Origin of the sequence: Arthrobacter sp. NQ7, assembly GCF_029581595.2 — a bacterium.
GTDB lineage: Bacteria > Actinomycetota > Actinomycetes > Actinomycetales > Micrococcaceae > Arthrobacter > Arthrobacter phenanthrenivorans_B.
Genome location: NZ_JARFXU020000021.1, coordinates 17451 through 31195, shown reverse-complemented (window position 1 = coordinate 31195; position 13745 = coordinate 17451). Strand labels below are relative to the sequence as shown.

The following is a 13745-nucleotide window of genomic DNA, read 5'->3' as shown; positions in this document are numbered from 1 at the left end:
GGTGGCATGCTCGAAATACCTCTGGCGGGAAGAACGGCACCGGCCGAGGAGTCGCTGGGCGACGTTGCATACCGCGTCATCGCCGACCGGCTGATCATGCTGGACATCCGGCCCAACGAGGCCATCAACGAAACGCAGCTTTCCGCAGAGATGCAGATGGGACGCACCCCCATCCGCGAGGCCCTGCGCCACCTTGAAGGGGACGGCCTGGCCATTTCCTACCCCCGCAAGGGAACCTACGCAGCGCCGGTGAACTATGCGGATCTTGATGAAATTGCCCAACTCAGGCAGGCACTGGAGCCGGTTGCGGCAGGGCTTGCGGCGAGGACGGTACGGGGCGAAGCCGCCGAAACCTTCCGGCAGTACCTGGATATCATCAGGTCCCTTGGGCCGAAACCGGTCGAGCAGAGCGATCTCCTGCGCCTCGACCTGGCCGTACACCAACTCATCTACCGAACGGCCGGCAACCGACGGCTGGAGGAGACCCTCCTTCGGTACGCCAATCTATGGACCCGCGTCCTGGGGCTCGCCCTCGAGAGGCGCGCCCCGATACTGGATCAGCTGGAAGACCTCGGAACCGTCGTCTCGGCGATCCTGGAAAAGAACCCGGCCGCCGCAACCGAACTCATGGCCGGACACCTTGCCCGGCTCACCGGATTCATCCGCGGCACGTAACTTCACGGCAATGATTGACCTGTGACCCAGTCCACAATAAAGTCTTGATATATCAAGCGTCGACGTTTGATTCAGTAGGTTGTTCCACTGTCATCAGCCGGGAATCGGGCCCGCGCCCGGACCCCAGCGCCTGGCGGCCAAAGGCGGCTGCCAGGCTCCGGCTTCCCTAACCACGAGAAGGATTCCATGAACATTCACGTCGCTATCGACGAGGCGCGCTTCTCGCGCTTCCATAAGAAGCTGGTTGCAGCGTGCATGGGAGGGCCGATCCTTGACGGCTACATCCTGAGCATCATCGCCATCGCCCTGGTCGGCATCTCGGCCGATTTCCACACCACGGAGCTGGAGACCAGCCTCATCGGTGCCGCGGCGCTGGTGGGCATCTTTTTCGGCGCCGTCCTGCTCGGTCCCCTGACCGACCGGATCGGCCGCCAGCTGATGTACACCATCGACCTCTGGGTTCTGGTTATTTCCTCGGTCCTGCAGTTCTTCGTCCAGGACTCGTGGCAGCTGATCATCACGCGCCTCATCGCCGGCCTGGCCATCGGTGCGGACTACCCCATTGCCAACTCTCTCCTCGCAGAATGGCTCCCCCGCAAGCGCCGCGGCCAAATGCTCGGAGTCCTGCAGGTCGGGTGGTTCATCGGCGCTGCCCTGGCTTCCCTGGCTGGCTTCGCCATCTTCGAAATCTTCGGTGCCGGATCCTGGCGCTGGATGCTCCTGACCTCTGCGGTCCTCGGCGCCGTCGTCATGCTCATCCGCCTGGGCACTCCGGAGTCCCCGCGGTGGCTGCTGCACCACGGCCGCAAGGCTGATGCAAAATCCGCCCTGCGTGCCGCCCTTTCGGACCAGCTCAACGTCGACCACGTGATCTTCGAAACGGAAGAGACGCCAGCCCCCAAGGACAAGAACGTAGACCTGCGTGTCCTTCTGCAGCGGCCCTACCTCAAGCGCATCGTCTTCTGCAGCTCCTTCTACGCGCTGCAGGTCGGCCCGCTCTTCGCAATTTTCACCTTCGGGCCCACCATCCTCAGCTCCTTTGGGATGGGCGAGGGAAACCTCTCCAACCTTGGCTCAGTGATCATCGACCTGGTATTCCTTGCCGGGTGCATCCCTGCGCTGAAGCTCGTGGAGTCCTGGGGACGCAGGCCGCTGATCATCTGGTGCTTCGCCCTGATGGCCATCCCGCTGTTCATCCTGGGCCTGTTCCCCGCGGCACCCGTAGCCATCATCGTGGGCTGCTTCGTTGCCTACGCATTGTTCTCCGGCGGCCCCAGCATTCTTGAATGGGCGTACCCCAGTGAGATCTTCCCCACCCACGTGCGTGCCAGCGCCGTCGGTATCACGGCGGCGGTCAGCCGCATCGGTGCAGCACTGGGCACCTTCGCGCTGCCCTTCGGACTCTCCTACTGGGGCGTAGGACCCACGATGCTCGTCGCCGCCATCATGACCGCGGCGGGCTTCCTGGTCTGCGTCTTCATGGCCGAAGAGACCAAGGGCATGACCCTGGCCCAGGCCGGCGGCGAAAAGGCATCCGACACCAAGGATGACCAGCAGCCCGCCCTGCAGGCGAAGTAAGCGCCCCTCGATACCCGCAAAGGGGCGTGCCGCCCGGGACCTTTCCCGGGCGGCACGCCCCTTTGTGCTGCGCCCGGAAGCCTGCCTGGCCGGTCTCCGCAGGCTTGGCGTCGGCTGCCCGGCGGACGACGGCGCATGGCCGGATGACGCCGTCGTCCTTGCCCAAACGCGGGGAAGGACAGCGGTGGCCGCCGGCGGGACGCGGCACGTCAAAAAGCGCGGCCGGCGGCCCTTGTGGGGCAGCCAGCCGCGCCGTGAACAGTCCGGGATTACACGCTGACGGGCGCCGCCACCTGGAGAAGGTGGTGCGCCTCAAGCAGTTCCAGCTCAATCCAGACTTCAAAGTCCTCGTGGGCGTCATACAGGGTCCGGGCATGGGATGAATCAGCCATCAGCCACAGCATGGAGGAATCCGGCATGACGTCGTCCACCACCCCGGTACGGATGGTTGCGCCGTACTGCCGGATCTCCACGGGGACGCCGATGAGTCGGTTCCAGTCACGGTATTTGCGGCGCGACATGGCAGTTACCGAAGCACCACGGTGCGGTTGCCCTGCAGGATGACCCGTCCTTCGCAGTGCCATTTCACGGCGTTGGAGAGGGCCTTGCATTCGGTGTCGCGGCCGGCGGCCACCAGGTCCTCGGGACCGTACGTGTGGTCAACGTCCACCACCTGCTGGGAGATGATCGGGCCCTCGTCCAGCTCCGCGTTGACGTAGTGTGCCGTGGCGCCGACGGTTTTGACGCCCCGGGCGTACGCCTGGTGGTACGGCTTGGCACCCTTGAAGCTGGGCAGGAACGAGTGGTGGATGTTGATGGCGCGGCCGTCCAGCTTCCGGGTCAGGTCGTCGCTGAGCACCTGCATGTAGCGGGCCAGCACCACCAGTTCCACGTCGAGCCCGTCCACCAGTTCCATCAGCCGGGCCTCCGCCTCGGGTTTGGTGTCAGCCGTGACGGGAATGTGGTGGAAAGGGATGCCGTGCCACTCCACGAGCGCCTGGTGGTCGCGGTGGTTGGATACCACGGCCACCACGTCCACCGGCAGTTCACCGATCCGGGCGCGGAACAGGAGGTCGTTGAGGCAGTGCCCGAACTTGGACACCATGATCAGTACCCTGCGCTTGGAGCCCTGCCGTTCCAGCTGCCACCGCATGCCGAACTTGTCGGCCACGGGGGCAAACGAGTCGCGCAGGACCTGCAGCGTGGAGTCGTCGCCTTCGGAGACGAAGTGGACGCGCATGAAGAAGTGGCCTTCGGTACGCTCACCGAACTGCTTGTTGTCGATGATGTCGCAGCCATGTTCCAGCAGGAAGCCGGAGACCGCGTGCACGATGCCCGGCCCTTCGGGGCAGTCCAGCGTGAGGACGTGTTCCACGGTGGTGGGCACTTTGGGGCTGGGGATATGGGTTTCAGTGGCTGTCATGGCTCAGCACTCGATCACATTCACGGCGAGGCCTCCTCGGGAGGTTTCCTTGTACTTGGTTTTCATGTCGGCTCCGGTGTCACGCATGGTCTTGATGGCCTTGTCCAGCGAGACCTTGTGGCTGCCGTCCCCATGCAGGGCCAGCCGGGCCGCGTTGATCGCCTTCACGCTGGCGATCGCGTTCCGCTCGATGCACGGGATCTGCACCAGCCCGCCCACGGGATCGCAGGTCAGGCCGAGGTTGTGCTCAATCCCCACTTCGGCGGCGTTTTCCACCTGCGCCGGAGTCCCGCCGAGCACTTCGCAGAGCCCGGCCGCGGCCATCGAACAGGCGGAGCCCACCTCGCCCTGGCAACCCACTTCGGCGCCGGAGATGGAGGCATTCGTTTTGAACAGGATTCCGACGGCGGCCGCCGCCAGCAGGAAGCGGACCACGCCGTCGTCGTCGGCTCCCGGCACAAATTTGACGTAGTAGTGCAGCACGGCAGGCACGATTCCGGCCGCGCCGTTGGTGGGGGCGGTGACGATCCGCCCGCCGGCGGCGTTCTCCTCGTTCACGGCGAGTGCGAACAGGTTGACCCATTCCATGGCGAGCAGCGGGTCCGCCGGGGCCTGGACGGGCGACGCCGTCGCTGCCGCCGCTTCTGCGCTGGCCGCAGATGCCGCGGCGGAGGCGGTGAGGGTGCGGAACAGCGCGGGCGCCCGCCGGGGGACCTTGAGTCCGCCCGGCAGGATGCCCTCGGCGTTGCAGCCGTTCTCCACGCACTCACGCATCACGGCCCAGAGCCCCAGCAGCTTCTCCCGGAGTTCGGCTTCGGTGTGCCAAGTGAGTTCGTTGGCCAGCATGACGTCGGAAATGGACATGCCTTCGCGGCTGCAGATCTGCAGCAGCTCGTCCGCGGTGGAGAACGGGTACGGCAGGACGGTGTCGTCGGCCACTACCTTGTCCGCCCCTGCAGCGTCGCCATCCACCACGAAGCCGCCCCCGATGGAGTAGAAACTCCGCTCGCTCAATACGGCTCCGGTGTGGTCCAGGGCGCGGAAGGTCATGCCGTTGGGGTGGGCGGGAAGGGACTTGCGCCGGTGGAGCACCACGTCCTCTTCCCAGTTGAAGTCCACGCGATGGCTGCCGGCAAGGTGCAGCTCGGCGTTCAGCGCAGCGGAGGCAACCTGGTCATCGGCCGTGAAGGTGTTGACCGTTTCGGGTTCCAGGCCCTGCAGTCCCAGGACCACCGCCTTGTCCGAGCCGTGGCCGCGCCCGGTGGCGCCCAGGGAACCGAACAGTTCCGACTGGACGCGCACCGTGGAAGCCAGTTGGCCGTCGCCCTTCAGCCCGTCGGCGAAGAGCTTGGCCGCCCGCATCGGGCCCACCGTGTGTGACGACGAGGGCCCGATGCCGACAGAGAACAGGTCAAGGACGCTGAGCGCCATCAGGGGACCTCTGGCGAGGCGTACTCCCGCATGGCGTCCAGCAGCCAGCGGCCCAGGAACTCGGCGAAGGAAGCCCGGGGGAAGATCCGGAAGGATTCCTCCCCGGTCTTCCAGAGGATGGCCGGGATGTTCGCGATCTCGGTGGAGAACGCCGTGCCCGTTTTGAACACCCGGGGGTGCAGGTCCAGCGAGCAGCCCTTTTCCAGGACGCCGCGGGCCCGGGGGCCAACCAGCTCGAACGTGGTCCGGTTGGCGGAAAGATCCACCACCTGGCCTGCGCCGGTGCCCAGTGCTTCCCGGAGGGCCGGGATCAGGCTGCCGCCCAGGGATTCGTGGGCTTCGGTCGGGGCCACTACCAGGAACTCGGACGGGCCCAGCCACAGGACGGAGGTGTCGCCGTTGCCGGCAACGTTTCCGGACCGGGCTGGCAGGCCGCCGGTCACCGCAGCGATGCGCTGCGCAGCGTCGGAGCCTGCGGCCGCCCGGATCCCCACCATGGTGAGGAAGGGGAGCTCGGAGATCTCAACGGTTCCGGCCAGCGAGCCTGCCGCGAACGCGTCCCTGAGCACTCCGGCCGGGCTGGTGCGGACCGCGAGGTCCTTGTCTACCGGAGTCTTGGCGGGGGTGGGGGAAGCTGCTGTCTCAGCCATCTTTGCGGGTCCCTTCTGGGTCAAAAAGCACTGTCTCTGCAACAACCACGTCCACCAGCTGGTCGCCGGCGGCAGCAATCAGCGTTTCGCCGATGCGGTTGCGTCCGTTCTTGATCAGGGCCAGGCCGAATGAACGGCCCAGCGCTGCGCTGTGGTAGCTGGAGGTGACGAACCCTTCCATCGGCACGGGACCGTAGGCGGGGTTGGTGGAGCGTCCCTTTTCCACCAGCTGGGTGCCTTCGGGCAGCCGCAGCGTGCGGTCCACGGGGAGGACGCTGACCAGGTGCTTGCGGTCTTCACGCTGGGCGTCCACGCGGGAGTAGGAGCGCTTGCCGATGAACTCCTTGGCCTTGGAGACGATCCACTCCATGCCGGCATCCTGCGGGGTGACGGTGCCGTCGGTGTCCTGCCCGACGATCGGGTAGCCCTTCTCGGCGCGCAGCACGTGCATGGTTTCGGTGCCGTACGGGGTGATGTTGAATTCAGCCCCGGCGGCAGCCACGGACTCCCAGGTGTTCAGGCCGTACCAGGCCGGAACGTTGATCTCGTAGGCGAGTTCGCCAGAGAAGGAGATCCGGCAGACCCGGGCCCGCACGCCGGAGGCGAGGGTGGTCTCACGGAAGGTCATAAACGGGAAGTTTTCGGCATCCAGTCCGCCATTGGCGGCCAGTTCCGGCGCCACCTTGGCGATCACTTCGCGGGACTTGGGCCCCACGACGGCAATGGTGTTCCACTGCTCCGTCACCGAGGTGCACTGCACGTCCAGCTCCGGCCATTCGGTCTGCAGCCATTCCTCCAGGTGGTCCAGCACCTTGGCGGCACCGCCGGTGGTGGTGGTCATGAAGAAGGTGTCCTCGTCCAACCGGAGGGTCACGCCGTCGTCGAAGATCATGCCGTCAGCCAGGCACATGACGCCGTAGCGTGCCGAGCCCGGGGCGAGCTTCTTGAAAGCGTTGGTGTAGACGCGGTTCAGGAATTCGCCCGCATCCTTGCCGCGGATTTCGATCTTGCCCAGGGTGGTGGCATCCATGAAGCCCACGGAGTCGCGGACGGCGGCGCATTCGCGCAGCACGGCGGCGTCCATGTCCTCCCCGCCCTGCGGGTAGTACCAGGGCCGCTTCCACTGCCCGACATCCTCGAACAACGCACCCTTGGCAACGTGCCACGGGTGGATCGAGGTGATGCGGGCGGGGTCGAAGAGCTCACCGCGCTGGCGTCCGGCCAGTGCCGCGAAGGCCACCGGGGTGAACGGTGCGCGGTAGGTGGTGGTGCCGATGTCGCCGATGCCGCGCGAAGCCTCGCCGGCCGTGCGCAGTGCCGCCGCGATCACGCCGATGGCGTTCACGCCGGAGGTCTTGCCCTGGTCGTTTGCGGTGCTGATGGAGGTGTACCGCTTGATGTGTTCCACCGAACGCATGCCGGCCCCGGTGGAACGGAGGACATCCGCCACGGACTGGTCGCGCTGGAAGTCCACGAAGTGGTGGTGCCAGTCGTCCGGGGTGCCGCTCTCGCCCGGTACCAGCCACAGCTGGCGGGTGGGTGCGGAGGCCTTCGGCGCGCCCAGCGGAGCGGGCTCGACGGCGGAGCTGAAGCCGGCCGCGATGGCCGCCCTGGCACCGGCGGAAATGCCCTCGGCGAGGCAGTCGGCCGTGTCGAACGAGCCGCGACCGGAGCCGATGGTCTGCTGGTTGGGCACTTCGGTGCTGGGCACGAAGGCTGCCAGCCCGTCGTCCCAGCGCAGCTTGCCCTGCCGCTGCGAGTGCAGGTGGACCAGCGGGCTCCAGCCGCCGGACACTGCCAGCAGGTCGCAGGCGATCTGCTCGACGCCGGAGGTGAGCTCGCCGTCGTCGTTGATGCTGCGGACGGTAACGCCGTCCAGCCGTCCCGCCGCGTCCGCCGAGGTGTTGGCGACGGCGCTGCCGATCAATACGCGGATGCCGGATTCGATGGCGGCAGTTGCCACGGCGGTCAGGGCAGGGCGGGCGTCCACGACTGCCGCCACCTTGACCCCGGCCGCTGCCAGGTCGGTTGCGACGGCGTACGCGCTGTCGTTGGTGGTGCTGATGACCATGCGCTTGCCGGCGGCCACGCCGTAGCGGTTGAGGTAGCTGCGCACTGCCGAGGCCAGCATGATGCCGGGGCGGTCGTTGTTCTCGAACACCAGGGGGCGCTCGTGTGCGCCGGGGGCGAGGACCACCTGGTTGGCACGGATGTGCCAAATCCGCTGGCGGGAGACGCCGGGTGCCGCGGGGCTGGAGAGGTGGTCGGTGCGGTTCTGGACTGCGATGACGTAGTTGGCGTCGTAGGCGCCGAACGCGGTGGTGCGGTTCAGCACGGTGGATTCCGCGCCGGACACCAGTTCGGCTTCGACGTCGGCCACCCACTCAAGGGCGGGCTTGCCCTCAATGGTCTCCGCCAGACCGGCGGCGGTGGAGCCGGAGAGGAGGGAGCCGCCGAGTTCGGGCTGGTCGTCCAGCAGCATGACGCGGGCGCCGGTGCGGACGGCTTCGCGGGCTGCGGCGAGGCCGGCGGGACCACCACCCACCACCAGGACGTCGGTGTGGACGTACTTCTTGTCGTATTCGGCGCGGTCGTCCTTCGGGTCCAGCTTGCCCAGGCCGTTGAGCAGGGTGGCCTTGAGCCCGTCCACCAGGGAAACGGTGGTGGCGGGAAGCATGGATTCGGCGACGTCGCCGGGGAAGCGGGCCTCAATGCGGACCAGGGCGTTGGCCTCTTCCACTCCGGCGGACATGATGCCGCGGGGGCGGTCCTCGTAGAGCGAGTTGCCCGCGGCCACGCGGCCGTTGGCCAGCAGGGCCGAGGCCAGGGTGTCGCCCGGGTGGCCGGTGAACTCTTCACCGTCCACGGTGAAGCGCCAGGAGATGGTGCGGTCGATCCGGCCGCCGGTGCTGAGCCGGGCGTTCTGGGAAGTCACTTGGTTGCTCCTTCCGGGGCGGTGGTGGTGGCGGCAAGGCTGGTTGCAGCGAGGCTGGGGGCGGCGGTTCCAGTGGTGGTGCTGTCCGCGGCAAGGCTGGCCGTGCCGGATTCCCCGGACGGGGCGGCGGCCAGGTCAGGCCGCCGGGCACCCATGGGGTAGATGGCCTTGATGTCGTAGCTGACGGTGTCGCGGAGCATGTTGAACCACTGGCGGCAGCCGGTGCTGTGGACCCAGCGTTCAGCGAAGATGCCCTTGGGGTTCTCGCGGTAGAAGAGGTAGCGGGACCACTGGTGGTCGGTCAGCTCGCTGGGGTTCTCCGGGTAGGCGACGTGGGCCTGTCCCCCGTAGTGGAATTCGGTTTCGTCCCGCGGTCCGCAGTTGGGGCATGGGATCAGCAGCATGTGCGTTAGTCCTTTTCTGGTGGCGGCGGCTAGTGGGCCACGGCGGCGGCGCCGTGTTCGTCGATGAGGGCGCCGGTTTCGAAGCGTTCCAGGGAGAACGGCGCGTTCAGCTTGTGCGGTGCGCCGGTGGCGATGGTGTGCGCGAAGGTCATGCCGGCGGCCGGCGTTCCCTTGAAGCCTCCGGTTCCCCAGCCGCAGTTCACGAACATGTTTTCCACCGGGGTGGTGCCGACAATCGGCGAGGCGTCCAGGGTGGTGTCCACGATGCCGCCCCAGGTCCGGAGCACGTGGGCCCGGGCGAAGATGGGGAAGAGCTCCACGGCGGCCGCCATCTGCTGCTCGATCACGTGGAAGGAGCCGCGCTGGCCGTAGCCGTTGTAGGAGTCCACGCCGGCACCCATGACCAGTTCGCCCTTGTGCGCCTGCGAGACGTAGACGTGGACGTGGTTGGACATGACCACCGTGGGGTGGACCGGCTCGTGAAGTTCGGAAACCAGTGCCTGCAGCGGGTGGGACTGGATGGGGAGCTCGAAACCTGCCATCTCGGCCAGGACCGAGCTGTGGCCGGCGGCGCAGAGGCCAACCTTTTCGGTGTTGATGGTGCCGCGGCTGGTCTTGACGCCCACCACGCGGTCGCCGTCCTTGAGGAATCCGGTCACTTCGCAGTTCTGGATGATGTCCACACCCAGTTCGTCGCACTTGCGGGCGAAGGCCCAGGCAACATGGTCGTGCTTGGCGATGCCGGCGCGGGGCTGGTAGGTGGCCCCCATGACCGGGTAGCGGATGTTGTCGCTGATGTTCAGGATGGGGCAGAGTTCCTTGACCTGCTGCGGATCCAGCCATTCAGCGTCAACGCCGTTGAGCTTGTTGGCCCCGACGCGGCGGATGCTCTCCCGCACATCACCCAGGGTGTGGGCCAGGTTCATCACGCCGCGCTGGCTGAAGAGGAAGTCGTATTCGAGCTCCTCGGGCAGGATTTCCCACAGCTTGAGGGCGTGCTCGTAGATGGCGGCGCTCTCGTCCCAGAGGTAGTTGGAGCGGATGATGGTGGTGTTCCGGGCCATGTTTCCGCCGGCCAGCCAGCCCTTTTCCAGGACGGCGATGTTGGTCATGCCGTGGTTCTTGGCCAGGAAGTAGGCGGTGGCCAGGCCGTGCCCGCCGCCGCCGACGATGACGGCGTCGTAGGAGGACTTGGGCTCCGGGTTGCGCCAGAGGAAGTCCGGGTGCTCCGGAAGGTGATGGGTGCTCACTTGGCGGCTCCAATCAGGTCTGCCTCAGCACCGGCCAAAGTGGCGTCGTCGTTGAGGTGCGGGTAAAGGGGGAATTTTTCGGCCAGGGCCGTCACGCGTTCGCGGAGTTCGACGGCGGTGTCCCCGGGCAGGGTGCCGGTGCTGGCAGAGGCGATCAGCGCCGAGGCGATGATGTCGGCAACCTCGGTGAATTCGGCGGCGCCGAAGCCGCGGGCGGCGAGGGCGGGGGTGCCGATCCGGAGGCCGGAGGAGACCATCGGCGGACGGGGATCGAACGGGACGGCGTTGCGGTTGACGGTGATGCCGATCTTGTGGAGGGCGTCCTCGCCCTGCTGGCCGTCGAGTTCGGAGTTGCGGAGGTCAACCAGGACCAGGTGGACGTCGGTGCCGCCGTTGACCACGGAGATGCCGGCGGCTGCAACATCATCCTGGAGCAGTCGTTCGGCCAGCAGCTTGGCGCCCTGCAGGACGCGTTCCTGGCGTTCCTTGAATTCGGGGGCTGCGGCCAGCTTGAAGGCCACGGCCTTGGCGGCGACCACGTGTTCCAGCGGTCCGCCCTGCTGGCCGGGGAAGACGGCGCTGTTGATCTTCTTGGCGTACTCTTCCTTGGCCAGGATCACGCCGCCGCGGGGGCCGCCCAGGGTCTTGTGGGTGGTGGTGGTGACCACGTCCGCGTAGGGGACGGGGTTGGGGTGCAGCCCTGCGGCCACCAGGCCGGCGAAGTGGGCCATGTCCACCATCAGGTAGGCGCCCACGAGGTCGGCGATGCGGCGGAATTCTGCGAAGTCCAGCTGCCGGGAGTAGGCGGACCAGCCGGCCACGATCAGCTTGGGCTTGTGCTCGAGGGCCAGTGCCTCCACCTCTGCCATATCGATGCGGAGGTCTTCCTCGCGGACGTGGTAAGGCACCACGTTGTACAGCTTGCCGGAGAAGTTGATCTTCATGCCGTGGGTGAGGTGTCCGCCGTGGGCCAGGGACAGGCCGAGGATGGTGTCGCCCGGGTTCAGCAGGGCGAACATGGCGGCGGCGTTGGCCTGCGCGCCTGAGTGCGGCTGGACGTTGGCAAATTCGGCGCCAAAGAGGGCCTTCACGCGGTCGATGGCCAGCTGCTCGATAACGTCCACGTGTTCGCAGCCACCGTAGTAGCGCTTGCCCGGGTAGCCCTCGGCGTACTTGTTGGTGAGGACCGATCCCTGGGCCTCCATCACTGCGGACGGAGCGAAGTTCTCCGAGGCAATCATTTCCAGCGTGGACTGCTGGCGGTGCAGTTCCTGTGCAACGGCGGCGGCGACGTCGGCGTCCACCGTGGCGAGCGAGGCGTTCAGTACGTCCTGCATGGTTCTCCTTCTAGGCCCTTTCGGAGTTACTGATCCATAACTGATCTGTAACTGATATATTAGAACTGACGTAATAGTATGTTGCAGATCACTAAGCAGTCAATAGCTACCTCGGGAAGGCTCGAAATGAGCGTCACACTGGAGAACCACCTCGCCGGGGACGGGGACCTCTCGCTCGCCGAGCAGGCCTACCGGCACCTTCGGGACCGCCTCATCATGCTGGACATCCGGCCGGGCGAGGCCATCAATGACGGCAAGCTCGCCGCCGAACTGGGCATCGGCCGCACGCCGGTCCGGGAGGCCCTCAAGCGCCTGGAAAGCGACCACCTGGTGGTGTCCTACCCGCGCCGCGGGACGTTCGCCACCGTCGTCGACATCACCGAGCTTGCTGATGTCTCCGAACTCCGCGAATCGCTGGAACCCCTGGCCGCCCGCCGCGCCGCGAAGCTGGCCACCCCGGCGATCCGGGCGGAGATCCGGGAAACCGCCAAGGCGATCGCCGCAATGGACCCCGACGGCGACCCCTACGACCTCATGCGCTACGACATCAATGTGCACCGGCTGATCTACAAGGCGGCGGCCAACACGCACCTCGAAGACGTGCTGATCCGCTATGACAACCTGGCCACCCGCATCTGGTGCATGGTGCTGGAAAAGGTGCCTTCCGTCGCGGAGCATATCTCCGAGCACGTGGAGCTGCTGGAGGCAGTGGCCGACGGCGATTCCGAACGGGCAGGCAAGCTCGCCCTGGAGCACGTGACCAGTTTCGAGCAGGCCATCCGAAGCGTCCTATAGGCCGCAGCCCCGTCACGATACCCCCAGGGCGCCCCGTCAGGAGCGCGCAGCCCTGGGATGGAAGGACGTTGGTTCCTGCCTGATCCGCGCCAGGGCGGACTCCACAGCACCCCGGACCACAGCTTCTGCCCCGAGGCGGCTCGCCACGAGGGCCGGAACCGGAAGGCCGGAGTCCGTGGGCAGCAGGCTGCGCGCGTGTTCCAGGACCGGCTCGATGGCACGTGCTATTCCGCCTGCTATGACGACGCGCTCGATGTCGAGAAGACTGGAAAGCACCACCGCGATCCGCGCGAGCCGTTCACCCAGCCTGGCGATGATATCCATGGCAAACGGGTCTCCCCTGCGGGCCGCGTCGAAGACGTCCTCCGCCTTGATGCCAGCTTCCGGCACCTGCCGCAAAACGGTGGGTCCGTCGTAGGCATGGATCCGGGCACGCGCCCATTTCCGCGCAAGGGCCCCCAACCCGTCCGAGCCCCCCTCGTCGGGTACGAGCTTGTTATCCACGGCACCCAGGAACCGCATCTCACCGGCGCCACCCCGGCTTCCCCGCATCAGTCGACCATCCACGATCAGGCCGGCGCCAAACCGCTCCCCGGACAGCAAGGTGGCCACGTTGGCCGACGGCTCCTGCGCCTGCTCGGCGATTGCGGCGAGGTTCGCGTCATTTTCGACAACAACCGTGCCGGGAAGGAGCGGAGCGAACCCGGAGTTCATCAAAGTCCAGAATTCCCCTCCGCCAGGGGACATCCCATCCACATCCACCGGCGCGGGAACGCCAACCACCGTGACCAGGACGTCGCCGGCATCGCAGCCGGCATCTTCGAGTGCCCGGCTGACCAGCTCCTGCGCCCGCACCCCGCGGCCGGCCCTGCCCAGCAGGTGCGAGTCAATGCCGAGACGCCGCTTGCCAAGCTCACGGCCACGAAGGTCGGCCACCATGGCGGTGAGGTGGCTTTCGCCGGCGTCCAGCCCGACCACCACACCCGCTTCCTCACGCAGCTGGTAGCGGCGGGCCGGGCGCCCCTTGTTCGTCCGTGCGGCAATGTCTCCGTCGGTCACTTCCTCCAGCCAGCCAGCGTCGACCAGGCCGTCGCAGACGCCGAGCACGGTGGCGCGGGTCAGCCCGGTTGCGTCCATGGCCGACCCTGCGGTGAAGATTCCCTCCTGGAGTGCGTAACGCAACAGGGCATCTGAGTTTATTTGCCGCAGCAGCTGGGTCGAACTTGCGGTGGCTTCCTTCATCTCTTGACGATATCCCCATCCTCGG

General features: G+C 66.8%; 12 protein-coding genes. 3 read left to right on the top strand and 9 right to left on the bottom strand.

Translation table 11 applies throughout. The features are described 5' to 3' along the window. Positions 1-6: 6 nt before the first annotated feature. Positions 7-675 (top strand): GntR family transcriptional regulator, encoded by a 669-nt coding sequence (locus PUN71_RS18160; protein WP_277799519.1) that lies wholly within the window; start codon positions 7-9, stop codon positions 673-675. A gap of 186 nt (positions 676-861) precedes the next feature. Then, positions 862-2253 carry an MFS transporter gene (locus PUN71_RS18155; RefSeq protein ID WP_277799518.1) on the top strand — a complete coding sequence of 464 codons (1392 nt, stop codon included), beginning with the start codon at positions 862-864 and terminating at the stop codon, positions 2251-2253. Between the two features lie 269 nt (positions 2254-2522). Here the strand turns inward: PUN71_RS18155 and PUN71_RS18150 are convergent, their stop codons facing one another. The 8 genes from PUN71_RS18150 to glyA are packed head-to-tail and all read right to left on the bottom strand — an operon-like array spanning position 2523 to position 11683. Then, complete coding sequence (locus PUN71_RS18150) at positions 2523-2774, bottom strand: hypothetical protein (RefSeq protein WP_277799517.1); 252 nt, start codon at positions 2772-2774, stop codon at positions 2523-2525. A gap of 5 nt (positions 2775-2779) precedes the next feature. Then, complete coding sequence (gene purU / locus PUN71_RS18145; RefSeq protein WP_277799516.1) at positions 2780-3676, bottom strand: formyltetrahydrofolate deformylase; 897 nt, start codon at positions 3674-3676, stop codon at positions 2780-2782. Positions 3677-3679: 3 nt separating this feature from the next. Then, positions 3680-5107: an L-serine ammonia-lyase gene (locus tag PUN71_RS18140; protein ID WP_277799515.1), complete on the bottom strand. Its 1428-nt coding sequence runs from the start codon at positions 5105-5107 to the stop codon at positions 3680-3682. After that, positions 5107-5757 (bottom strand): sarcosine oxidase subunit gamma, encoded by a 651-nt coding sequence (locus tag PUN71_RS18135; protein ID WP_277799514.1) that lies wholly within the window; start codon positions 5755-5757, stop codon positions 5107-5109. Before PUN71_RS18135 ends, PUN71_RS18140 begins: the two co-directional genes overlap by 1 nt. Beyond that, positions 5750-8692: a sarcosine oxidase subunit alpha family protein gene (locus PUN71_RS18130; RefSeq protein ID WP_277799513.1), complete on the bottom strand. Its 2943-nt coding sequence runs from the start codon at positions 8690-8692 to the stop codon at positions 5750-5752. Before PUN71_RS18130 ends, PUN71_RS18135 begins: the two co-directional genes overlap by 8 nt. Then, a complete protein-coding gene (locus PUN71_RS18125; protein WP_277799512.1) occupies positions 8689-9096 on the bottom strand; it encodes a sarcosine oxidase subunit delta in 408 nt (135 codons plus the stop codon). The genes PUN71_RS18130 and PUN71_RS18125 overlap by 4 nt, the downstream gene beginning before the upstream one ends. Positions 9097-9125: 29 nt before the next feature. After that, entirely contained in the window at positions 9126-10346 is a 1221-nt protein-coding gene (locus PUN71_RS18120) for a sarcosine oxidase subunit beta family protein (RefSeq protein ID WP_277799511.1), read from the bottom strand. Next, positions 10343-11683, bottom strand: coding sequence for a serine hydroxymethyltransferase (gene glyA, locus PUN71_RS18115; protein WP_277799510.1), 1341 nt, complete (start codon positions 11681-11683; stop codon positions 10343-10345). The genes PUN71_RS18120 and glyA overlap by 4 nt, the downstream gene beginning before the upstream one ends. A gap of 126 nt (positions 11684-11809) precedes the next feature. Here glyA and PUN71_RS18110 point away from each other — a divergent pair, with 126 nt between their 5' ends. Further along, entirely contained in the window at positions 11810-12478 is a 669-nt protein-coding gene (locus tag PUN71_RS18110) for a GntR family transcriptional regulator (protein WP_043453611.1), read from the top strand. A 36-nt stretch (positions 12479-12514) separates the two neighbouring features. Here the strand turns inward: PUN71_RS18110 and PUN71_RS18105 are convergent, their stop codons facing one another. Continuing rightward, positions 12515-13720, bottom strand: a complete 1206-nt coding sequence (locus PUN71_RS18105; RefSeq protein WP_277799509.1) for an ROK family transcriptional regulator — start codon at positions 13718-13720, stop codon at positions 12515-12517. Between the last annotated feature and the right edge of the window lie 25 nt (positions 13721-13745).

What these genes read in the sequence shown, in the direction of transcription:
- PUN71_RS18155 (WP_277799518.1), top strand. Translation starts at nt 862, where the DNA reads ATGAACATTCACGTCGCTATCGACGAGGCGCGCTTCTCGCGCTTCCAT.
- PUN71_RS18160 (WP_277799519.1), top strand. Translation starts at nt 7, where the DNA reads ATGCTCGAAATACCTCTGGCGGGAAGAACGGCACCGGCCGAGGAGTCG.
- glyA (WP_277799510.1), bottom strand. Translation starts at nt 11,683, where the DNA reads ATGCAGGACGTACTGAACGCCTCGCTCGCCACGGTGGACGCCGACGTC.
- PUN71_RS18150 (WP_277799517.1), bottom strand. Translation starts at nt 2,774, where the DNA reads ATGTCGCGCCGCAAATACCGTGACTGGAACCGACTCATCGGCGTCCCC.
- PUN71_RS18140 (WP_277799515.1), bottom strand. Translation starts at nt 5,107, where the DNA reads ATGGCGCTCAGCGTCCTTGACCTGTTCTCTGTCGGCATCGGGCCCTCG.
- PUN71_RS18110 (WP_043453611.1), top strand. Translation starts at nt 11,810, where the DNA reads ATGAGCGTCACACTGGAGAACCACCTCGCCGGGGACGGGGACCTCTCG.
- purU (WP_277799516.1), bottom strand. Translation starts at nt 3,676, where the DNA reads ATGACAGCCACTGAAACCCATATCCCCAGCCCCAAAGTGCCCACCACC.
- PUN71_RS18135 (WP_277799514.1), bottom strand. Translation starts at nt 5,757, where the DNA reads ATGGCTGAGACAGCAGCTTCCCCCACCCCCGCCAAGACTCCGGTAGAC.
- PUN71_RS18125 (WP_277799512.1), bottom strand. Translation starts at nt 9,096, where the DNA reads ATGCTGCTGATCCCATGCCCCAACTGCGGACCGCGGGACGAAACCGAA.
- PUN71_RS18105 (WP_277799509.1), bottom strand. Translation starts at nt 13,720, where the DNA reads ATGAAGGAAGCCACCGCAAGTTCGACCCAGCTGCTGCGGCAAATAAAC.